The 19,083-nt window shown below is 62.7% G+C and carries 20 protein-coding genes; 7 read left to right on the top strand and 13 right to left on the bottom strand.

What is annotated here, in order from left to right; genetic code table 11:
* Positions 1-43: 43 nt before the first annotated feature.
* From ASD01_RS14835 to ureG, 5 genes are all read left to right on the top strand, one after another.
* Positions 44-583 (top strand): peroxiredoxin, encoded by a 540-nt coding sequence (locus ASD01_RS14835; RefSeq protein WP_034794163.1) that lies wholly within the window; start codon positions 44-46, stop codon positions 581-583.
* A 169-nt stretch (positions 584-752) separates the two neighbouring features.
* On the top strand, positions 753-1,049 hold the full coding sequence (locus ASD01_RS14830) for a putative quinol monooxygenase (protein WP_034794161.1): 297 nt from the start codon (positions 753-755) through the stop codon (positions 1,047-1,049).
* A 2-nt stretch (positions 1,050-1,051) separates the two neighbouring features.
* Positions 1,052-1,525 (top strand): urease accessory protein UreE, encoded by a 474-nt coding sequence (ureE, locus tag ASD01_RS14825; RefSeq protein ID WP_034794158.1) that lies wholly within the window; start codon positions 1,052-1,054, stop codon positions 1,523-1,525.
* Positions 1,518-2,189 (top strand): urease accessory protein UreF, encoded by a 672-nt coding sequence (locus tag ASD01_RS14820; protein WP_034794157.1) that lies wholly within the window; start codon positions 1,518-1,520, stop codon positions 2,187-2,189. The genes ureE and ASD01_RS14820 overlap by 8 nt, the downstream gene beginning before the upstream one ends.
* Before the next feature lie 78 nt (positions 2,190-2,267).
* Positions 2,268-2,879 (top strand): urease accessory protein UreG, encoded by a 612-nt coding sequence (gene ureG / locus ASD01_RS14815; protein ID WP_034794155.1) that lies wholly within the window; start codon positions 2,268-2,270, stop codon positions 2,877-2,879.
* A 47-nt stretch (positions 2,880-2,926) separates the two neighbouring features.
* On the opposite strand, the gene ASD01_RS14810 is transcribed toward ureG, so the two are convergent.
* The 9 genes from ASD01_RS14810 to ASD01_RS14770 form a co-directional block, all read right to left on the bottom strand.
* Positions 2,927-3,607: a Crp/Fnr family transcriptional regulator gene (locus ASD01_RS14810; RefSeq protein WP_034794150.1), complete on the bottom strand. Its 681-nt coding sequence runs from the start codon at positions 3,605-3,607 to the stop codon at positions 2,927-2,929.
* A 159-nt stretch (positions 3,608-3,766) separates the two neighbouring features.
* Positions 3,767-7,084 carry an efflux RND transporter permease subunit gene (locus tag ASD01_RS14805; protein WP_034794149.1) on the bottom strand — a complete coding sequence of 1,106 codons (3,318 nt, stop codon included), beginning with the start codon at positions 7,082-7,084 and terminating at the stop codon, positions 3,767-3,769.
* Positions 7,085-7,098: 14 nt separating this feature from the next.
* Positions 7,099-8,286 (bottom strand): efflux RND transporter periplasmic adaptor subunit, encoded by a 1,188-nt coding sequence (locus ASD01_RS14800; protein WP_034794147.1) that lies wholly within the window; start codon positions 8,284-8,286, stop codon positions 7,099-7,101.
* A gap of 524 nt (positions 8,287-8,810) precedes the next feature.
* Positions 8,811-9,803 carry an ABC transporter substrate-binding protein gene (locus ASD01_RS14795; RefSeq protein WP_034794145.1) on the bottom strand — a complete coding sequence of 331 codons (993 nt, stop codon included), beginning with the start codon at positions 9,801-9,803 and terminating at the stop codon, positions 8,811-8,813.
* A gap of 51 nt (positions 9,804-9,854) precedes the next feature.
* Complete coding sequence (locus ASD01_RS14790) at positions 9,855-10,724, bottom strand: ABC transporter permease (protein WP_034794144.1); 870 nt, start codon at positions 10,722-10,724, stop codon at positions 9,855-9,857.
* Positions 10,721-11,605, bottom strand: coding sequence for an ABC transporter permease (locus ASD01_RS14785; RefSeq protein ID WP_034794141.1), 885 nt, complete (start codon positions 11,603-11,605; stop codon positions 10,721-10,723). Before ASD01_RS14785 ends, ASD01_RS14790 begins: the two co-directional genes overlap by 4 nt.
* Before the next feature lie 2 nt (positions 11,606-11,607).
* Complete coding sequence (locus ASD01_RS14780) at positions 11,608-11,943, bottom strand: membrane protein (protein WP_034794138.1); 336 nt, start codon at positions 11,941-11,943, stop codon at positions 11,608-11,610.
* Positions 11,940-12,404, bottom strand: a complete 465-nt coding sequence (locus tag ASD01_RS14775) for a GNAT family N-acetyltransferase (RefSeq protein ID WP_034794136.1) — start codon at positions 12,402-12,404, stop codon at positions 11,940-11,942. The genes ASD01_RS14780 and ASD01_RS14775 overlap by 4 nt, the downstream gene beginning before the upstream one ends.
* Positions 12,394-13,185 carry an ABC transporter ATP-binding protein gene (locus tag ASD01_RS14770; protein WP_034794266.1) on the bottom strand — a complete coding sequence of 264 codons (792 nt, stop codon included), beginning with the start codon at positions 13,183-13,185 and terminating at the stop codon, positions 12,394-12,396. Before ASD01_RS14770 ends, ASD01_RS14775 begins: the two co-directional genes overlap by 11 nt.
* A gap of 121 nt (positions 13,186-13,306) precedes the next feature.
* Between ASD01_RS14770 and ASD01_RS14765 the strand changes: the two genes are divergently transcribed.
* Positions 13,307-13,720, top strand: a complete 414-nt coding sequence (locus ASD01_RS14765) for a cupin domain-containing protein (RefSeq protein ID WP_034794134.1) — start codon at positions 13,307-13,309, stop codon at positions 13,718-13,720.
* A 129-nt stretch (positions 13,721-13,849) separates the two neighbouring features.
* On the opposite strand, the gene ASD01_RS14760 is transcribed toward ASD01_RS14765, so the two are convergent.
* The 3 genes from ASD01_RS14760 to ASD01_RS14750 all read right to left on the bottom strand — a co-directional run bounded on the left by ASD01_RS14760 (position 13,850) and on the right by ASD01_RS14750 (position 17,183).
* Positions 13,850-14,395, bottom strand: a complete 546-nt coding sequence (locus ASD01_RS14760; protein WP_034794122.1) for a hypothetical protein — start codon at positions 14,393-14,395, stop codon at positions 13,850-13,852.
* Positions 14,396-15,850 (bottom strand): dihydropyrimidinase, encoded by a 1,455-nt coding sequence (gene hydA, locus ASD01_RS14755; protein ID WP_034794120.1) that lies wholly within the window; start codon positions 15,848-15,850, stop codon positions 14,396-14,398.
* 82 nt (positions 15,851-15,932) lie between these two features.
* A complete protein-coding gene (locus tag ASD01_RS14750) occupies positions 15,933-17,183 on the bottom strand; it encodes a Zn-dependent hydrolase (protein WP_090426347.1) in 1,251 nt (416 codons plus the stop codon).
* A 282-nt stretch (positions 17,184-17,465) separates the two neighbouring features.
* On the opposite strand from ASD01_RS14750, the gene ASD01_RS14745 reads away from it, so the two are divergent.
* A complete protein-coding gene (locus ASD01_RS14745) occupies positions 17,466-18,119 on the top strand; it encodes a TetR family transcriptional regulator C-terminal domain-containing protein (RefSeq protein WP_034794116.1) in 654 nt (217 codons plus the stop codon).
* 8 nt (positions 18,120-18,127) lie between these two features.
* Here the strand turns inward: ASD01_RS14745 and ASD01_RS14740 are convergent, their stop codons facing one another.
* Complete coding sequence (locus tag ASD01_RS14740; protein ID WP_051659304.1) at positions 18,128-19,057, bottom strand: DMT family transporter; 930 nt, start codon at positions 19,055-19,057, stop codon at positions 18,128-18,130.
* Positions 19,058-19,083 lie beyond the last annotated feature (26 nt).

Genomic DNA, 19,083 nt, shown 5'->3' with positions numbered 1-19,083 from the left:
TGGTCGAACCGATCCAAATCATCGTGGTCCAAAGGAGATGACGATGCTTGGCAGAAAAGTACCCGCTGTAACGTTCCGCACCCGCGTTCGCGACGAGGCCGTTGGCGGCTCGAACCCGTTCCGCTGGGAGGACGTGTCCTCCGACGATTACTTCGCAGGCAAGCGCGTCGTGCTGTTCTCGCTGCCGGGCGCGTTTACGCCTACCTGCTCGACCTTCCAGCTGCCCGATTTCGAAAAGCTGACGGCCGATTTCCGCGCCGAGGGCGTTGACGAAATCTACTGCATCTCGGTCAACGACGCTTTCGTCATGAACGCCTGGGGCAAGTCCCAGAGCCTCGAAAACGTCAAGCTGATCCCGGACGGTTCGGGTGAGTTCACCCGCAAGATGGGCATGCTCGTCGCCAAGGACAATCTCGGCTTCGGCATGCGCTCCTGGCGCTACGCTGCCGTCGTCAACAACGGCGTTGTCGAGCAGTGGTTCGAGGAAGAGGGCTATTCCGACAACTGCGACAGCGACCCCTATGGCGTTTCCTCGCCGCAGAACATTCTGGAGACGCTGAAGTCCCAGAAGCTTGCCGCCTGATGGCAGCGACCTATCGTTCCTGATTGGAAAGAGCCCGAAGATCGGATCCGGTCTTCGGGCTTTTTCTTGCGCGGTACAGCCGCCGCAAGCGCCTGAAAAGCCGCACCCGCCGCTGGCGCCAGGGCTTTTTCTTGCTAAAGTAGCCGGCAGAAAAGATATCGAGGGTTCAATGGTTTACATTATCGCCTACCTGACCGCACACCCCGGCAAGGGGGATGAGGTAGTGTCGCTCGCAGCACCGCTGATCGAGGCCACCCGGCGCGAGGCCGGCTGCATCACCTATGATCTCTACCGCAAGCCGGCCGAGCCCGACGCGCTGGTTTTTGTCGAAACCTGGAAGGACAAGGCAGCCGTCGACGCGCATTTCGAGGAACCACATCTGAAGGCCTTTCAGGCGGCGATGGCCGACCTGCTCGTCGAGGCGCGCCTCGAGCTCGTGACGCCGGAAAAGGTCGAGGTTCTCTGACGATGCCCTATCGTTCGACAGAGGTTCTCTCGCCGGGGCCGGCCGATATTGCGCCGCTTCATAGCGTGACATTGACGCACGACGCGCGGCATCTGCGCCGCAAGTTGCTGCATCTCGAAAACGACGATGTGGTGATGCTGGATCTCAAGGAAGCGGTTATGCTTGCCGATGGCGACCTCCTGGTGCTCGAAGGCGGCGGCCATATCCGCATCGCTGCCGCGCCCGAGGCGCTCTACGAGATCCGCCCGCGCGACGCGATGCATCTGATCGAGCTTGCCTGGCATCTCGGCAATCGCCACCTGCCGGCACAGTTCGAAGAGAGCCGCATCCTGATTGTCCGCGATCCGGTGATCCGCCAGATGCTCGAAGGCCTGGGCGCGGCGGTGAACGAGGTTTCGCTGCCTTTCCATCCGCTGCGCGGCGCTTACCATGCCGGCGGCCACAACCATGGCCATAATCATCACCACCATGGCTGAGCGGGTCGACACGCAAGCGCTGCTTCGCCTCGTGACATGGATGTCGCCGGCCTTTCCCGTCGGCGCCTTTTCCTATTCCAGCGGGCTTGAGCAGGCGGTTCACGACCGTCTGGTGAGCGACGCCGGCGAGCTTCGCAACTGGCTGGAGGCGGTCATCTCTCTGGGCTACGGCTGGAACGATGCGCTGCTTCTGGCCGAGAGCTATCGCGCCGTGAACGACCATGCCCGGCTGGCTGCGGCGGCAGAGCTTGCCGAAGCCCTGGCGGGAGGCCGCGAGCGCCATATGGAAACGATGCTGCAGGGCCAGGCGTTTCTGGCAGCGGCGCGCTCGTGGCCGCATCCGGTTCTGGATGCGCTGCCTAAGAGTGTCGCCTATCCGGTCGCAGTCGGTGCCGTCGCCGGCGCTCATGAAACGGGCCTCGAGCCGGCGCTTGCCGCCTATCTCAACGCCTCGGTCTCGAACGCCGTCTCGGTGGCGATCCGTTGCGGCGTGACCGGCCAGCGCGATGGCGTCGGCATCATTGCAGCACTCGAACCGGTCATCGCGGCGACAGCCGTCAAGGCCGCCGGCGTCTCGCTCGACGACCTCGGCTCGGCCACGATGACAGCGGATATTTCGTCGCTCAGACACGAGAGCCTGCATTCGCGGCTCTTCCGTTCGTAACTCATAGAACTGCGCAATTTCGGACGGAAACCGTCTCACGCTTCCCTGGAATTGCTTCCACCTTGAAAGGACATCCAGATGGCATCGAAGAACGGTCCCCTTCGCGTCGGCATCGGCGGGCCGGTGGGCTCGGGCAAGACGGCGCTGACCGACAAGCTCTGCAAGGCGATGCGAGAGAAGTACTCCGTCGCTGTCGTCACCAACGATATCTACACCAAGGAAGATGCCGAGGCGTTGGTGCGCATGCAAGCGCTGCCCTCCGATCGCATCGTCGGGGTGGAGACCGGTGGATGCCCGCATACGGCGATCCGCGAGGACGCCACGATCAATCTGCAGGCGATCGCTGATCTCAACCGCCGCATCCCCGATCTCGATGTCGTCTTCATCGAATCCGGCGGTGACAATCTTGCGGCGACCTTTTCGCCTGATCTCGCTGACCTGACGATCTATGTCATCTCGGTCTGCCAGGGCGAGGAAATCCCGCGCAAGGGCGGGCCGGGCATCACCAAATCGGACCTTCTGGTCATCAACAAGAAGGATCTGGCGCCCTATGTCGGGGCCGATCTCGACGTGATGCAGCGGGATGCGACGCGCATGCGGGCGGAAAAGCCCTTCGTCTTTACCGACATGAAGCGCGGCGACGGCATCAACCGGATCGTCGATTTCCTGACGCTGCACGGCGGCCTCTGACGCCGTCCGCTTTTGTTGCTTCTGGCGCCTGAACCTTCGTCAACGCGTCAGAAGCGCTCCAGCGCCTGCCGGTCATGGATCTCGATGACGCGGCCCTTGACGGTGACGCCGGAGCGGCGAAGGGCCGAGAAGGCGCGAGACAGTGCCTCGGGCGCCAGGCCCAACTTGCCGGCCAGCACATTCTTCTGGAAGGGCAGGCGGAAGGAAAAGTTGGTGATGCCATCGGGGCAATTGCCGAGGATATAGCTCGCGACCCGCTGCGGTGCCGTGAGCAGCCGGTCTTCGGCCAGGCAATCCTCCGCCATTTGCGCGTGCCGGCACAAAAGCTGCATCAGTGCGTCGGCGATCTCGGGCGTCTGTTCGGCCAGCTTGCGAAGCCTGCGGCTGTCGATGCGCGCAAGCATAGTCGTCTCGATCGCCTGGGCGTTGGCGGTGGCGCGGTTGCCAAGGAACATGGCGCTTTCGCCGAAAAGTTCGCCTTTCGGGAAGACGGCGATATCCGCCTCGCGCCCGTCCTTGCCCAGCCGGTAGAGCCGCACCAGACCGGAGAGGACCAAGAAGACTTGGTCCAGTGCCTCGCCCTGGCCAAAGAGGATGTCGTGCTCCTCGTGGGTGGAAACCACGACATCATCGAGAATGGCGCTCGACGCCGCCGCCGGCAGCTTTTCGAAAAAGCAGGAGCCGAGCAGCACCGCCCTGTCGTTCGAGTTCAATCGCAACGTCTTCATCGTACCCGTCCTGAGTAAAATCCAGCGCTAGGGTAGAGGGCTTTGCAGATCTTGGTTTGACCTCGATCAAATAGAAATCACAAAAAGCCCGCGCTTGCAGGGCGCGGGCTTGCTTTAGAATTGTGGCCGCCCCGGGCGGAGAGCCTCTTCGGCGATGACCTACTCGGCAGCGAGCGCCGGGTGGTTGATGACCTTGCCGCCGGACCGTCCCTTGGTCTGGTCCGTTTCCAGCGTCTTCAGCCGGTCTTCCAGGCCTTCGATCGTCTTGCCTTGCTCATGCACCAGATCGGTGAGGGCCTCGCGGTCGAGCGGCAGGTTTTCCTCGTCCTTCTTGCCGACGAAGCGGCCGAAGATGCGGGCGAGCAGTCGCGAGAGGTCGTCCATGATCAGGAAGAACGACGGCACGATCACGAGGCTCAACACCGTCGAGACGATGATGCCGCCGATCACGGCGATCGCCATCGGGGCGCGGAACGAGCCGCCTTCGCCGACGCCGAGCGCGGAGGGCAGCATGCCCGCCGACATGGCGATCGAGGTCATGATGATCGGGCGGGCGCGCTTGCGGCCGGCCTCGATCATGGCGACCTGCCGGTCCATGCCGTGATGCATCATCTCGATACCGAAGTCGACGAGCAGGATCGCGTTCTTCGTGACGATACCCATCAGCATCAGGATTCCGATCAGAACCGGCATGGATAGCGCGTTCTGTGTCAGGATCAGCGCGGCCGCCACGCCGCCGATTGCGAGCGGCAGCGAGAACAGGATGGTGAAGGGCTGGATCACGTCCTTGAACAAGAGGATCAGCACCACCAGCACCAGCATCAGGCCGAGCAGCATGGCGTTGCCGAAGCTCTGCTGCATTTCCGCCTGCACCTCGGCGTCGCCGCTTTCGAGGAACTGCACGGACTTCGGCAGATCGGCCTGGCCGGCGATCTGCTTGAAGCGCTCCGAGGCGGTGTTGAGCGCAACACCGACCGGGAGATCCGCGCCGAGCGATACGACGCGGTTGCGATCGTAGCGCTTGATCGAGCTCGGGCCTTCCGAATAGTTGATGTCGGCAACGCTCGACAGCGGCACGGTGGCGCCGGCGGCGGTCGTGATCTTCAGATTGCGGATCGCGGCGATATCCGTGCGGAAGTCGCGGTTGATCTGCACGCGGATCGGGATCAGCCGCCCGTCGAGGGCGATCTTGGTCAGCGCCGCGTCGATATCGCCGATGGTGGCGACACGGATCACCTCGGAGATCTGCGCGGTGGTGATGCCGAGGCGCGACATCTGCTCGTCCCGCGGACGGATCTGCAGTTCCGGACGGGGAAGGGCGCCATCCGGGCTGACATTGGCCAGCAACGAGTCGCTCCTCAACTTGCCTTCCAGCGTCGCCACCGCCTGGTCGAGATCGGCCTCGTTGTTGGAGAGCAGGTTGAAGGAGAGGTCGCGCTCACCGCGGTCGTTGAGCTTGATCACCCGCACATCCGGAATGTCACGGACGCGAGCGAAGATTTCCTTCTCGATCTGCGACTGCGGGATGATGCGGCCGGCAGGCGGCATCTTCGGCAGGTACGCGCCGATCACCGGCGTGCGACCGATGACGTCATTGACGATCTTGTTGACGAGCGACTGGTCGAGCTTCTTGAGAAGCACCGTCACCGTCGCGCGGCGCAGTTCCAGGTCGCCCTTCGGCGAAGCGCCGCCAAGTACGAAGATGTTGTCGACGCCTTCGATATCCTTGATCCGATCGTAGATCTCGGTGGTGGTGCGGTCGGTGTCCTCGAGCATGGCGTCCGGCGGCAGCTCGATCGACAGGCTGACGCGCGAGGCGTCTTCCGGCGGCAGGAAGCTGCCGGGCACGAAGAGGACGAGCGCGAAGACAGAACCAACCGAGAAGACGATGGCCGCAAGCAGCGTCAGGTAGCGGGTGTACCAGTGCTTCGTGGTGGCGACCACAAGGCGCGTATAGTTGCGCATCATGAAGCCGTCCCGGTCATGATGATCACTGCCGGCGTCCGACGGGCGCATCAGATAGGCGGCCATCACAGGCGTGATCAGACGCGCGACGAGCAGTGAGAAGAACACCGCGACGGCGACCGTCAGACCGAACTGGATGAAGTACTGGCCGGGAATGCCCGGCATGAAGGATACGGGCACGAAGACCGCGATGATGGTGAAGGTCGTCGCGATAACGGCAAGGCCGATTTCGTCCGCCGCTTCGATCGAGGCGCGATAGGGCGATTTGCCCATATGGATGTGCCGCTCGATGTTCTCGATCTCGACGATCGCATCGTCGACGAGAATACCGGTTGCGAGCGTCATCGCCAGGAAGCTGACGAGGTTCAGCGAGAAGCCGAGCAGGTCCATGACCCAAAAGGTCGGGATCGCCGACAGCGGCAGGGCCACGGCGGAAATCAGCGTTGCCCGCCAGTTGCGCAGGAAGAGCATGACGACGATGACGGCGAGCAGCGCGCCTTCCATCAGCGTGTGCAGCGCCGCCTCGTAGTTGCCGTAGGTGAAGTAGACGGAATCGTCGACCATCTCGATGGTGACGTCGGGGTTCGCCGCGCGGATCTTTTCGAGCGACTTTGCGACCGTCTCGGCGACGCTGACTTCCGAGGCGCCCTTCGCGCGGAAGACCGCGAAGGTCACGCCGGGGTTGCCGTTGAAGCGCGAGAAGGAACGCGGTTCCTCATAGGTATCGGTGACCGTGCCGAGATCGGACAGGCGCACGAAGCGGCCGCTCGGCACCGAGATCATCGTGTTGGCGAGCTGCTCGACATTGCGGGTATCGCCCAGCGTACGGATCGCCTGCTCGCTGCCGCCGACCTGACCACGGCCGGAGCCGAGGTCCATGTTCATGCGGCGCAGCTGGCCGTTGACGTCGGCGGCGGTGATGCCGAGCGAATTCAGCTTGTCTTCGTTGAGTTCGACCCGGACTTCGCGGTCGGCGCCGCCGTAACGGTCGACGCGGCCGATGCCCTTCTTGCCCTGGATCTCACGCTTGATGACGTCGTCGACGAACCAGGAGAGTTCTTCGAGCGACATGCCCGGCGCGGACACGGAGAAGGTCTGGATCGCCTGGCCCTCGACGTCGACCTTGGAGACGATCGGTTCTTCGATCGAGGTCGGCAGGTCGCTGCGGATACGGTCGATCGCGTCCTTGACGTCCTGCACCGCCTGGGCCGTAGGCACTTCCATGCGGAAAATGACGGCGGTGGTCGAGGTACCGTCGTTGATCGTCGACTGGATATGATCGACGCCGGTGACGCTTGCGACCGCGTCCTCGACTTCCTTGGTGACCTGGGTTTCGAGCTCGGCCGGAGAGGCGCCGCTCTGCGTCACGTTGATCGAGACGATCGGGACGTCGATATTGGGGAAGCGGGTGATCGGCAACGACACGAAGGACTGGTAGCCCAGCACCATCAGGACGACGAAGAAGAGGATCGGAGCGATCGGATTGCGTATGGACCAGGCTGAGAAGTTCATGGTCACGGTTCCTGTCAGTTGGTCGCTGATGCGGCGGACTTGACGGGGTTGATGCGGTCACCGTCGCGGACATAGGCGCCGGCTCTCGCTACCACTTCCTCCCCGGCCTTCAGGCCCTCGAGGACTTCGATGAACTTGCCGTCGGAAATCCCTGTCTTGACCGGCAGGATGCGGATGACGCCGTTTTCGACCTTGCGAACGATGGTGCGGCCGTTCTCATTGGTAACGGCCGTTTGCGGCAGGACCACCGTCTGCTTCTGTTCGGCGGTGATCAGCGCGCTCGCATACATGCCGGCGCGTGCCTTCTCGGTGTCCATCAGGCTGATGAAGACGGTGCCGAGGCGGCTGACGGGATCGACCGTCGGAGCGATCAGGCGGATCTTGCCTTCGACCTTGGTGTTGCCGCCGGCAAGCGTCACGACGGCCGGCTGGCCGACGGCGAGCTTGATGATATCGGCTTCGGCGACGTCGGCTTTCATCTCGATGGCACCGTCGCGGATCATGGCGAAGAGCGGGTCGCTGTTACCGGTGGCGATCGCGCCGACCTTGGCATTCTTGGCCGAGATGACACCTGCGACCGGTGCCTTGACCTCGGTTCGGGCGAGGCGCAGGTCGATGTCGTCGATTTGCGCTTCGGCGACCTTGATGTCGGCACTGGCCACGGCAACGGCCTGTTCGGCCGAAAGCACACGGGCATGCGTCGCGATCGCGAGCGCCCGGACGCGATCGGCCTCGGCCGTCGAGACGGTGCCGTTCTTGGAGAGTTCGGCCGCACGGTCGCTGACGCGTTTGGCCTCGTCGTTGTTGGCTTTGGTTTCGCTGAGTTGGGCGTTCAACTGGGCAAGCCCGGCCTCGGCCTTGGCAAGCGAGGCTTCGAGTTCGCTTTTTTGCAGGCGAAGCGCGTCGTCGTTGAGAACCACGAGAACGCTGCCGGCCTCGACCGTGTCGCCGACATCGACATTGAGCGTGCGGATGGAGAGGCCGTCGACCATCGGGGCGACATAGACCTGCTCGACGGCCTGGATGGTGCCGGTCGCGACCACCCGGTCGCTGATCGACTGGTCGACCGCCGTCGTCACGACGATGGAGGGCAAGCTCGGTGCTGGTTTCGGTTGCGCTGCTTCCTCCGCCCGGGCGAAGGAAAGCGAACCAAGGGTCATCGCAGCGCACACGCTGAGGACAGGCAATACTTTTTGAGCCATCGGCTTCACAGTCCCGGCAATGGAAACAATATCGAGCGGATCTCCGCTTGATGCAGGATCCACGGGCAATCAGGCTATTTTACCGCACCGCCACAAGGTCCCGGCAAAGTGCTCGGGAACAGGAGATGGCGTATTCCTCACTTCGCGCTCCGCGTGCACGGTATCAGACCGTAGACGCGGGCGGAACTGGGACCGGTTACCGCAGGCAAGGCACTGGAAAAAAGACGTCCTCCATCATGCCTGCCTCCAACAAACATCGTGGCCTATGTAATCTCGGCCTTCGGCGCTTACAAGGGTGCACGAAGAGATGGTGCCTCAATATTCCGTTCGTTCTGCGGTTATGGTTGCGATCTTGACACGATCTTGACAATGGCAAGCAAAGGTAGCGCCGTTGTTCGCCGGATTACCACCCCCACGCCCGGTACCCGGCAGCAGCTTGGCGGATGCGAACGACCGCTAAGAAAACGGAAGAGGGCCGCACGATACTGAGCCGTGCGACCCTCTTTTGCGTTGCGGAGACAGGCCTATTTCAGCGCGGCGTCGGTGATCTCATGTGTCCAGGCGCCCTCGGGCTCCTTGGAAATCACGGGATCGGAACCACCCGAAAGCAGCGACTGCACGGTGCGTTTGTAGTCTGCTTCGTCGAGCGAGCCGTTGGAGCCGGCGGTGAGCTTTGCCACTTCGCTCATCATGCGCTTCTGGTGCTTCTCCGTCTGGGCGCCGGTGGAATCGTTTTCAAGAACGATATCGGCGGCCTCGTCCGGGTTCTGCTCGGCATATTTCCAGCCCTTCATCGAGGCACGGACGAACTTGACCATCTTGTCCTTGAAGGCGGGATCCTTGAGTTTGTCCTCAAGTACGTACAGGCCGTCTTCGAGCGTCGCCACGCCCTGGTCTTCATACTTGAAGGTCACCAGGTCGTCCGTCTTGATGCCGGCATCGATGACCTGCCAGTACTCGTTATAGGTCATGGTGGAGATGCAGGCTGCCTGCTTCTGGATCAGCGGGTCGACGTTGAAGCCCTGTTTCAGGACGGTCACGCCGTTCGGGCCGCCGTCGGTCGGGATCTTCAGGTGCGCCATCCAGGAGAGGAACGGATACTCGTTGCCGAAGAACCACACGCCAAGCGTCTGACCCTTGAACTTGTCCGGGCTGGTGACGCCGGTTTCCTTCAGGCAGGTCAGCATCATGCCGGATTTCTTGAACGGCTGGGCAATGTTGACGAGCGGCACGCCCTTTTCGCGGGTGGCAAGGGCCGACGGCATCCAGTCGACGATAACGTCGGCGCCGCCGCCGGCGATCACCTGGGCCGGGGCGATGTCCGGACCGCCGGGCTTGATGTCGACGTCGAGGCCTTCTTCTTCGTAGAAGCCTTTGTCCTTGGCGACGTAGTAGCCGGCAAACTGCGCCTGGGTCACCCACTTCAGCTGCAGCGTCACCTTTTCGGCAGCTTCAGCCTGGAACGCTGCGAGCGAAAAGACGCCTGCGGCGAGAAGCGATGCAAGTCTTTTGTTCATGTCAGTTCCCTCTTGTTTTTACTTCGTTTTATTTAAGTTCTTCAAGCAGGCTCAGGCGCGCCCTCCGCGAATGGAGGGATGCCAGAAGGTGACGGCGCGCTCGATGAGTGCGACCACGCCGTAGAAGGCGGAACCGGCGACCGCCGCAACGGCGATCTCGGCCCAGACCATGTCGACATTCATGCGTCCCACTTCCGTGGAAATCCGGAACCCCATGCCGACGATGGGGGTCCCGAAGAACTCGGCGACGATGGCGCCGATCAGCGCCAGCGTCGAATTGATCTTGAGCGCGGTGAAGATGAACGGCCAGGCGGCCGGCAGGCGTAATTTGACCAGCGTCTGCCACCAGGAGGCGGCGTAGGTGCGCATCAGGTCGCGTTCCATGTGGCTGGCGGCGGCAAGGCCGGCAACCGTGTTCACCAGCATCGGGAAGAAGGTCATGATGACGACGACGGCGACCTTCGACTGCCAGTCGAAGCCGAACCACATGACCATGATCGGGGCTACTCCGATGACGGGAAGGGCCGAAACGAAATTGCCGAGTGGCAGAAGGCCTTTCTGCAGGAAGGGCGAACGGTCGATCAGGATCGCAACGGCGAAGCCGAGGCCGCAGCCGAGCGCATAGCCGATCAACACTGCCTTCAGGAAGGTCTGGCGGAAATCGGCCCCAAGCGTCGGCAGCGAATTGATCAGCTTTTGCCAGATCATCGAGGGTGCCGGCAAAAGCACGGAGGGGACCTGGAAGCCGCGGACGATGCCTTCCCAGAGAACCAGGATAGTGATGCCGAAGATCACCGGCACGGCGAAGCGGGCGGCGCTGTTTGCGGCCGCGCTCCGGAAGTTCTGGCGCACCAGCCATTCGTTGAAGGCCCAGGCGGCGAGCCAGAAGATGATCGCGGCGGCAAGGACGGGAAGGTTCATGGCTTGGCTCCCATGCGCTTCAGGACGGCGGTGTGGGCAAAGCCGACGATCATGACGAGAACGGCCGCAAGGGCTGCCGCCATGAAGAGAGCGGCCCAGATCTGCACCGTCTGGCCATAGTAGGAGCCGGCCAGCAGCCGGGCACCAAGACCTGCGACCGCACCGGTCGGCAATTCGCCGACGATGGCGCCGACCAGCGAGATGGCGACGGCAACCTTCAGCGAGGTGAAGAGGTAGGGCATCGACGACGGCCAGCGCAGCTTCCAGAAAGTCTGCGACGGGGAGGCATTGTAGGTGTGCATGAGGTCGAGCTGGATCGTTTCCGGGCTGCGCAGGCCCTTCACCATGCCGACGACGACCGGGAAGAAGGAGAGATAGGTCGAGATCAGTGCCTTCGGCAAAAGTCCGGAAATGCCGATGGCGTTCAAGACGACGATGATCATCGGCGCAATCGCGAGGATCGGGATCGTCTGGCTGGCGATGACCCAGGGCATCAGCGAGCGGTCCATGGCGCGGTTGTGCACGATGCCGACTGCCAGGAGGATGCCGAGGGCGGCGCCGATGCCGAAGCCGAGAAGGGTTGCCGAAAGCGTGATCCAGGCGTGGTAGACGAGGCTGCGCTTCGAGGTGATTGCCTTGTTGAAGGTGGTGTCCCAGATCTCGGCGATCACCTGGTGCGGTGCCGGCAGTACCGGACGTTCCTGCGCCATGGTGTTGCGCACGATCTCAGAGAAGCTGATCTCGGTGCCGGCGCGGGCTGCCGTATCACGCTCGAAGGGGGCGTTGAGGAAGACGACCGCGACATACCAGATGGCGATCAGCAGCAGGACGACGGTGCCGACCGGCACCAACTTGTCCCTGAAGAAACTTGGTTCCTGCATTGTCACGCCTTTCCGCTTGCGGGGAACAACATCAGGCCCATTGCGACGATGCCGAGAAGCACGCCGGCGGCCTGCGTGAGGCTCAATCGTTCGCCGAACACGGTGAAGGCGATGACATTGACCATAACGAGCTGCACGATCGCCGACAGCGAGATTGCCAGGCCGAGGCCGCCCTCGCGCATGAGCTTCACCATGATGATGTTGCCGATCACGTAGAGCCCGAGTGCAAGCAAGAGCATGCCGAGGTGGTTGTTGGAGACATAGGCGCGCGAGGCGGTCGCGCCACCGAGGAAGATCGTCGTTGCCAAGAGCATCCAGAGGCCGAAGGCAAGGTTCATGCCCGCACCTTTCTGCCGCGCCAGCGATAGAGGATATCCGGCAGTTGCTCCTCGTTGTCGCCGTCGGTCCGCCGCACAGCCTCGAAGCCCTGGTGCTCGTAGAAGCGCTGGGCATCACGATTGTGTTCGAAGGTCCATAGGCTCAATTCATCCGATGACATCGCCTTGGCGGTGTCGATCAGCCGGGCGCCAATGCCTGCGCCACGATGCCGCTCATCGATGTAAAGCGCGGCGACGTGGTGGTCGTCAGAGAGGGAAAGGAAGCCGGCGATCTCGCCGTCGTCCTCTGCCAAGAGCACGATGCGTTCGGCAAAGACGGTCTCGGCATAATAGCGTTCGACATCGGCATGCTCGTGCACCCGCGGCATCCAGGCCGTCGCGTCGATCCAGCGGTTGAGAATGCCGGCGCAGGCGGCCATGTCGGTCTGTTCGGCCCGGCGGATGCCGATGCTATTCGTCATAGCTGTGTCCCGCGCGCAGGCCTTCGCGGACGCGATGGGCGATTTCGAGGAACTCCGGTGTCTCGCGAATGCCGAGCGGCCGTTCGCGCGGCAGCGGCGATTCGATCACATCGGTGACGCGGCCGGGGCGGGGGCTCATCACCACGATCTTGGTGGAGAGGTAGACAGCTTCAGGGATCGAATGGGTGACGAAGCAGATCGTCTTGTTGGTGCGGGCCCAGAGCTTCAAGAGCTGTTCGTTGAGGTGGTCGCGAACGATCTCGTCGAGCGCGCCGAAGGGCTCGTCCATCAGAAGCAGGTCGGCATCAAACGCCAGTGCGCGGGCGATGGAGGCGCGCTGCTGCATACCACCGGAGAGCTGCCAGGGATATTTCTTGCCGAAGCCGGAGAGGTTGACGAGGTCGAGCGTGCGCTCGATGCGGGCCTTCTTCTCTTCCTTCGAATAGCCCATGATCTCCAGCGGTAGAGCGATGTTGTTTTCGATGGTGCGCCAGGGATAGAGCGCTGCGGCCTGGAAGACGTAGCCATAGGCGCGCTTGTTGCGCGCTTGCTCAGGCGTCATGCCGTTGACGCTGATCGTGCCGGAGGTCGCTTTTTCCAGATCGGCGATCACGCGCAAGAAGGTCGTCTTGCCGCAGCCGGACGGACCGATGAAGGAAACGAAGTCACCCTTGGCGACATCCAGGTTGACGCCGGTCAGTGCATGCACCGGGCCATCGGCGGTTTCGAAAGTCAGGCAGAGGTCCCGGGCCGAAACCACGGATGCGGTATTGGACGTCATCGGCGAATACTCATTCTGGCTGGTCTGTGTCAGACTGCTATCCGGACCGGCAACATGCAATCGCGGATTTGGGTGCGAAGCCGTTTGTTGCTGGTTTTTCAGGGAATTCTGGAGAACGCTCATGTCTCGATCATCCAATCCGGGCTGTCGCGTGGTTCGTCCTGAAGGCGCCGTGGCCGGCCAGCAGGGGCTCAACTATTTCGAGGGCATTACAGCGGAGACCGTCGGGGCAACCGGGCTCTGCATGCACATCGTCACGATCCCGCCCGGTGCGCGCGCCAAGGCGCATCTGCACGAGAGCCACGAGACGGCGATCTACGTGCTTTCCGGGGAGGCCTGGACCTGGTTTGGCGAGAGGCTTGAGGAGCACATCGTCGCTAGGGCCGGTGAGATGGTCTACATCCCCGCCGGCATGCCGCATCTGCCGGAGAACCGCTCGAACGCGCCCTGTTCGGCCGTCATCGCGCGCACGGATCCGAACCAGCGCGAAAGCCTCGTGCTGCTGCCCGAGCTCGATCAGCTCGTGCCCGCCTGACGGCTCCCAGGCCGAAACGCCCCGCCAAGGTGGCGGGACATGTCCGGTGGGACAGAGATGTGGGGGAGCGTCGGCTAAGCTGACGGAAGGAGGCAAACGTAGCGACCGGATCGACAGGATCTGGACCATCTATGATCGTCCTCCGACTGTCTGCGCAACGGAGATCTCGGCAAGTCTTATTTTCCGCGCGAAGTAGAAGGCTGCTCCTCCGGCGGCCCCGCTGATGGCAGCGACTGCGAGGAGCAGGAGATCCCCGGAGCCTTTCATCGAGGCGAGGAGACCTGTTGCCTCTGCATCTGCGCGAACGTATCCGAAGAACGACGCCGCCTGCCCCAGGAGGAGGACGGCAGCACCTGTCGAAGCCACGCAGAGGACGCCTGCGAAGCAGTGAAGGCTAAGGTTGCGTACCCGAAATCGCTCCATCAGTCGGTAAATTCCGAAGCTTGCCGGCGCGAAGATGACCAATGCGAACAATGAGGCGCAGAAGGGCACAAGAAGGCCGGCGGGAATGATTACCTGCAAAGGGATGCCGGCAATCGATTTCGGCTCAATGATCACCAACAGGGCAGATGCCGTGTATGTGCCGACGAGGGCTGCCGCCGCGTGGAGCTGCGGAAACCAAACCTCGCGCTGACGTGCAGGTATCGGCAACACCCTGTTCGTGTTCTCCTTCATTCAAACGCCCGTGGCCGGGATGCCGCTGCGCTGGACGGCGCGGGGGGCGGTGACTTCCTTCCAGGTGGAAAGGGCCGAACTCACGGCTGGGAAAGGATCGCGGCGGACAAATTCGCCGTGGCCCTCGCGGGTCTTGACCGTGCTCTCCTCGATCGCGACGACGCCGCGGGTAAGGGTAAAGCGCGGCAGGCCCTTTACCTCCTTGCCTTCGAAGACGTTGTAGTCGATCGCCGACTGCTGGCTCTTGGCGGAGATCGTCTTGGTGCGCTTCGGATCCCAGACGACGAGGTCGGCATCGGCGCCAACAAGGATTGCGCCCTTCTTCGGGTAGATGTTGAGGATCTTGGCAATGTTGGTCGAGGTCACGGCCACGAACTCGTTCATGGTGATGCGGCCGGTGTTGACGCCATGGGTCCAGAGCATCGGCATGCGGTCTTCGAGGCCACCGGTGCCGTTCGGGATCTTGGTGAAATCGCCAACGCCGAAGCGCTTCTGCTCGGATGTAAAGGCGCAGTGGTCGGTCGCCACTACCTGCAGCGAGCCCGAGGCAAGGCCTGCCCAGAGACTGTCCTGATGCAGCTTGTTGCGGAAGGGGGGCGACATTACGCGGCGGGCTGCATGGTCCCAGTCCTTGTTGAAGTATTCGGTTTCATCCAGCGTCAGATGCTGGATCAGCGGTTCGCCGAACACGCGCATGCCCTTGGAGCGGGCGCGGCGGATCGCTTCATGCGCCTGCTCACAGGAGGTGTGCACGATGTAGACGGGGCATCCGGCCATGTCGGCGATCATGATCGCGCGGTTGGTCGCTTCGCCCTCGACTTCGGCCGGACGCGAATAGGCGTGCGCCTCCGGCCCGTTGTTGCCTTCTGACAGCAGCTTTGCCTGGAGCTGGGCGACCACGTCGCCGTTTTCGGCATGCACCAGTGGTAGCGCGCCGAGGGCGGCGCAGCGCTGGAAGGACGAGAACATTTCGTCGTCATCCACCATCAGTGCGCCCTTATAGGCCATGAAGTGCTTGAAGGTGTTGATGCCCTTGTCTTTGACGATGGTCTCCATCTCGTTGAAGACCTGCTCGCTCCACCAGGTGATTGCCATGTGGAAGGAATAGTCGCAGTTCGCACGGGTGGATTTGTTGTCCCACATGGTCAGCGCTTCGAGCAGCGACTGGTTGGGCGAGGGCAGCGCAAAGTCGACCACCATGGTCGTGCCGCCGGCGAGTGCTGCCCGCGTTCCGCTTTCGAAATCGTCCGAGGAATAGGTGCCCATAAAGGGCATTTCGAGATGGGTGTGCGGATCGATGCCGCCGGGCATGATGTAGCAGCCGTTCGCGTCCAGCGTCTCGGTTCCGGAAAGGTTCGGGCCGATCTCGACGATCTTTCCGCCCTCGATCTTGACGTCCGCCTTGTAGGTCAGGTCGGCGGTGACGATGGTTCCACCCTTGATGACAGTGCTCATGGTTCTTGATCCTCGCGATTGCTCTTCCGGCGGCCAGGCAACCGCCACGAAAAAGGGCGGAACTTTCGTCCCGCCCGCAAACTCATTCGACGATTTCGGCCGTTTCGACGACGGCGTGGAAGAGGACGTCGGCGCCGGCGCTGGCCCACTCCCTGGAGATGTCCTCCGCCTCGTTGTGGCTGAGGCCACCGACGCAGGGGCACATGATCATCGTCGTCGGCGCCACCTTGGCGGCCCAGCAGGCATCATGCCCGGCGCCCGAGATGAGGTTCATGTGGCTGTAGCCGAGATGCTCGGCGGCGTTACGCACGGCGCTGACGAGCTTTGGATCGAAGGTGACCGGCTCGAAATGGCCGATCGCCTCGATGGAACAGCCGACGCCAAGCGCGTCAGTGATCTTCGGTGCCTCGGCCTCGATCTTTGCCCGCATGCGGTCGAGCTTGGCCCTGTCCGGCGAGCGGATGTCGACGGTGAAGACCACTTTGCCCGGCAGCACATTGCGGGAATTGGGTGAGAAGAACACTTGGCCGACGCCGCCGACGGCGCCCGGCTGGTTTTCCATCGCGACGCCCTGGACCATTTCCAGGATGCGGGCCATGGCAAGGCCGGCGTTGACGCGCATGTTCATTGGCGTCGAGCCCGTATGGGCTTCGCGGCCGGTGAGCGTGAACTCCAGCCACCACAGGCCCTGACAGTGGGTGACGACGCCGATGTCCTTGCCCTCTGCTTCGAGGATCGGGCCCTGCTCGATATGGTACTCGAAATAGGCGTGCATCTTGCGGGCGCCGACTTCCTCGTCGCCGACCCAGCCGATGCGTTTCAGTTCGTCGCCGAAGGTCTTTCCTTCCGGATCCTTGCGGCCATAGGCGAAATCCTGACTGTGCACGCCGGCAAAGACGCCCGATGCGAGCATGGCCGGCGCGAAGCGCGCGCCTTCCTCGTTGGTCCAGTTGGTGACGACGACGGGATGCTTGGTCTTGATGCCGAGATCGTTCATCGAGCGAACGACCTCAAGGCCCGAGAGCACGCCGAGGACGCCGTCATACTTGCCGCCGGTCGGCTGGGTATCGAGATGCGAGCCGATATAGACGGGCAGCGCATCCGGGTCGGTGCCGGGCCTTGTGAAGAACATATTGCCCATGGTGTCGACGCCCATGGTGAGGCCGGCCTTTTCGCACCAGGACTGGAACAGCCGGCGCCCTTCGGCGTCCTCGTCGGTCAGCGTCTGGCGGTTGTTGCCGCCCGCGACACCAGGGCCGATCTTGGCCATTTCCATAAGTGAATCCCACAGGCGGTCGGCATTGACGCGCATGTTCTCGCCAGGTGCAGCCACGGCGGTCTCCTCATCTCTTCAGGGCTTTGCCTGGATCGGCGCGCCCTCATGTTCCCGTGGTCAAATCCAGGCTTGGTTTTTTCTGGTGCCCTTCGATCAGCCGTTGCCTTTGGCGGTGAACTGGCTGATAATTTGACCGGTTGGTAAACATTACAACTTCCGTTGCGGCACTCAAGCCGGAAAAACAAAAAAACGAAGTTGTTGCCCAATAAGATGGCGAGGCCGGAAATTGGGCAGCCGGTTCCTGCGCGACGAGCTGCGCAGGCATGGCCAGGGGGAAAGATGGTATTACCGAGAGCGGCCAGGACCCAGAGGCGGACCCGCATACAAGGGGAGAAGGAAGAGCGCATTCTCGAGGCCGCGCTCGAAGTCTTTTCCGCCAACGGTTTCCGCGGCTCGACCGTCGACCAGATTGCCGAAGTGGCGGGAATGTCGAAGCCCAATTTGCTCTATTATTTCCGCACCAAGGAAGCGATGCACCGGGCGCTGATCGACCGGGTGCTCGACACCTGGCTCGACCCCTTGCGGGAGTTCAACGCCGAGGGGAATCCGGTCGCCGAAATCCGCAGCTATATTCGGCGCAAGCTCGAAATGGCCCGTGACTATCCGCGCGAAAGCCGGCTCTTCGCCAACGAGGTGCTGCAGGGCGCGCCGCATATCGAGGACGAGCTCAAGGGGCCCTTGAAGTCGCTGGTCGACGAGAAGGCCGAGGTAATCCGGGCCTGGGCCAAAGCCGGCAAGATCGCCAAATGCGATCCCTATCACCTGATCTTCGCGATCTGGTCCACCACCCAGCACTACGCCGACTTCGACGTGCAGGTGCGCGCCGTGCTCGGCCAGGGCAATGCTGGCGATGGGCGCTTCGAGGATGCGGCACGCTTCCTCGAACGGCTCTTCGTCGACGGGCTGCAGGTGAGCGAGCAGCCGGCGGCTTGAGCCGCCTTTCAATCTGGCAGCAGCGCCATCAACAGCAGGCCGCAGGCCGTGGTCAGCGCGCCGGCAAGCACCGGCAGGCTGGTCCAGCCATGACCGAGCAGACCTTCGAGCAGGATGATGAAGCTCGGCGTCAGATAGCCGTAGCCAAGCACTTTCGATGCGGGTAGCCGCATCGAGGCGTATTGCAGGAGCAGGAAGGTGATCGCCGTGGTCACAACGGCCAGATAGAGGACGGCGAGCCAGACGACCGGTGGCAGGCTGGCGAAATCGGCCGTGACGAGACCGGCCGCGCCCGGTACCAGCAGCCAGGGCACGGTGAAGACAGCCACCCAGAAGCCGAAGGCGAATGGACTTTCCTCTCGGCCGAACTTGCGGATCAGCGGCACATAGACCGCGTGGCAGACGACGCCGACGAAGAAGATCAATTCGCCCTGGCCGACGTCGAAGGCAAGGATCGCGCCGACGTCGGCGCGAAAGATCACCCAGACGGCGCCAAGGGCAGCGATGATGAGCCCGGCGAGCACGCCAGGGCGTGTATGCTGACCGAGCAACACAAACGCGAAGCCGGCGCTCAAGAGCGGCATCAGCGTGAAGACCGCGCCTGTTGAAACAGGGCTGGTGAACTCCAGCGCCTTGAACATCGTCAGCATGTAGACGGCGATCAACCCGCCGAGGATCACGAAACGCCACGCTTGCTTGGGAAAGCGAAAGGGAACGCGCGCATAGCCGAAGGTGAGCAGGCCAAGGACCACGACGGTCAACAGATAGCGCCAGAGCGTCAGCGGCCCGGCGCCCATATGTTGGGTGGCAAGGCCGCCGAAGGAAAAGGAGCCTGCGATCAGGACGGCGAAGGTCATCATCGCCAGGTGCGCCTTCAGCTTCTCGGCGCCCTTCGCATGAACCTGGTGCGCGGTTTTCGGGGAGACGTCCTGTTTCATGCGGGCTTCCGGATTGGATCGGCGGC

Origin of the sequence: Ensifer sp. Root423 (assembly GCF_001426275.1) — a bacterium.
GTDB lineage: Bacteria > Pseudomonadota > Alphaproteobacteria > Rhizobiales > Rhizobiaceae > Ensifer > Ensifer adhaerens.
Note: the sequence above shows the minus strand (reverse complement) of the source record. Positions and strands in the feature narration are given on the sequence as shown.

Excerpts from the sequence above, each read along its gene's own strand:
- ASD01_RS14745 (WP_034794116.1), top strand. The coding sequence starts at position 17,466 with ATGGTATTACCGAGAGCGGCCAGGACCCAGAGGCGGACCCGCATACAA.
- ASD01_RS14820 (WP_034794157.1), top strand. The coding sequence starts at position 1,518 with ATGGCTGAGCGGGTCGACACGCAAGCGCTGCTTCGCCTCGTGACATGG.
- ureG (WP_034794155.1), top strand. The coding sequence starts at position 2,268 with ATGGCATCGAAGAACGGTCCCCTTCGCGTCGGCATCGGCGGGCCGGTG.
- ASD01_RS14765 (WP_034794134.1), top strand. The coding sequence starts at position 13,307 with ATGTCTCGATCATCCAATCCGGGCTGTCGCGTGGTTCGTCCTGAAGGC.
- ASD01_RS14830 (WP_034794161.1), top strand. The coding sequence starts at position 753 with ATGGTTTACATTATCGCCTACCTGACCGCACACCCCGGCAAGGGGGAT.
- ASD01_RS14810 (WP_034794150.1), bottom strand. The coding sequence starts at position 3,607 with ATGAAGACGTTGCGATTGAACTCGAACGACAGGGCGGTGCTGCTCGGC.
- ASD01_RS14795 (WP_034794145.1), bottom strand. The coding sequence starts at position 9,803 with ATGAACAAAAGACTTGCATCGCTTCTCGCCGCAGGCGTCTTTTCGCTC.
- ASD01_RS14800 (WP_034794147.1), bottom strand. The coding sequence starts at position 8,286 with ATGGCTCAAAAAGTATTGCCTGTCCTCAGCGTGTGCGCTGCGATGACC.
- ASD01_RS14785 (WP_034794141.1), bottom strand. The coding sequence starts at position 11,605 with ATGCAGGAACCAAGTTTCTTCAGGGACAAGTTGGTGCCGGTCGGCACC.
- hydA (WP_034794120.1), bottom strand. The coding sequence starts at position 15,850 with ATGAGCACTGTCATCAAGGGTGGAACCATCGTCACCGCCGACCTGACC.
- ASD01_RS14835 (WP_034794163.1), top strand. The coding sequence starts at position 44 with ATGCTTGGCAGAAAAGTACCCGCTGTAACGTTCCGCACCCGCGTTCGC.
- ASD01_RS14740 (WP_051659304.1), bottom strand. The coding sequence starts at position 19,057 with ATGAAACAGGACGTCTCCCCGAAAACCGCGCACCAGGTTCATGCGAAG.
- ASD01_RS14790 (WP_034794144.1), bottom strand. The coding sequence starts at position 10,724 with ATGAACCTTCCCGTCCTTGCCGCCGCGATCATCTTCTGGCTCGCCGCC.
- ASD01_RS14760 (WP_034794122.1), bottom strand. The coding sequence starts at position 14,395 with ATGAAGGAGAACACGAACAGGGTGTTGCCGATACCTGCACGTCAGCGC.
- ASD01_RS14805 (WP_034794149.1), bottom strand. The coding sequence starts at position 7,084 with ATGAACTTCTCAGCCTGGTCCATACGCAATCCGATCGCTCCGATCCTC.
- ASD01_RS14780 (WP_034794138.1), bottom strand. The coding sequence starts at position 11,943 with ATGAACCTTGCCTTCGGCCTCTGGATGCTCTTGGCAACGACGATCTTC.
- ASD01_RS14775 (WP_034794136.1), bottom strand. The coding sequence starts at position 12,404 with ATGACGAATAGCATCGGCATCCGCCGGGCCGAACAGACCGACATGGCC.
- ureE (WP_034794158.1), top strand. The coding sequence starts at position 1,052 with ATGCCCTATCGTTCGACAGAGGTTCTCTCGCCGGGGCCGGCCGATATT.
- ASD01_RS14770 (WP_034794266.1), bottom strand. The coding sequence starts at position 13,185 with ATGACGTCCAATACCGCATCCGTGGTTTCGGCCCGGGACCTCTGCCTG.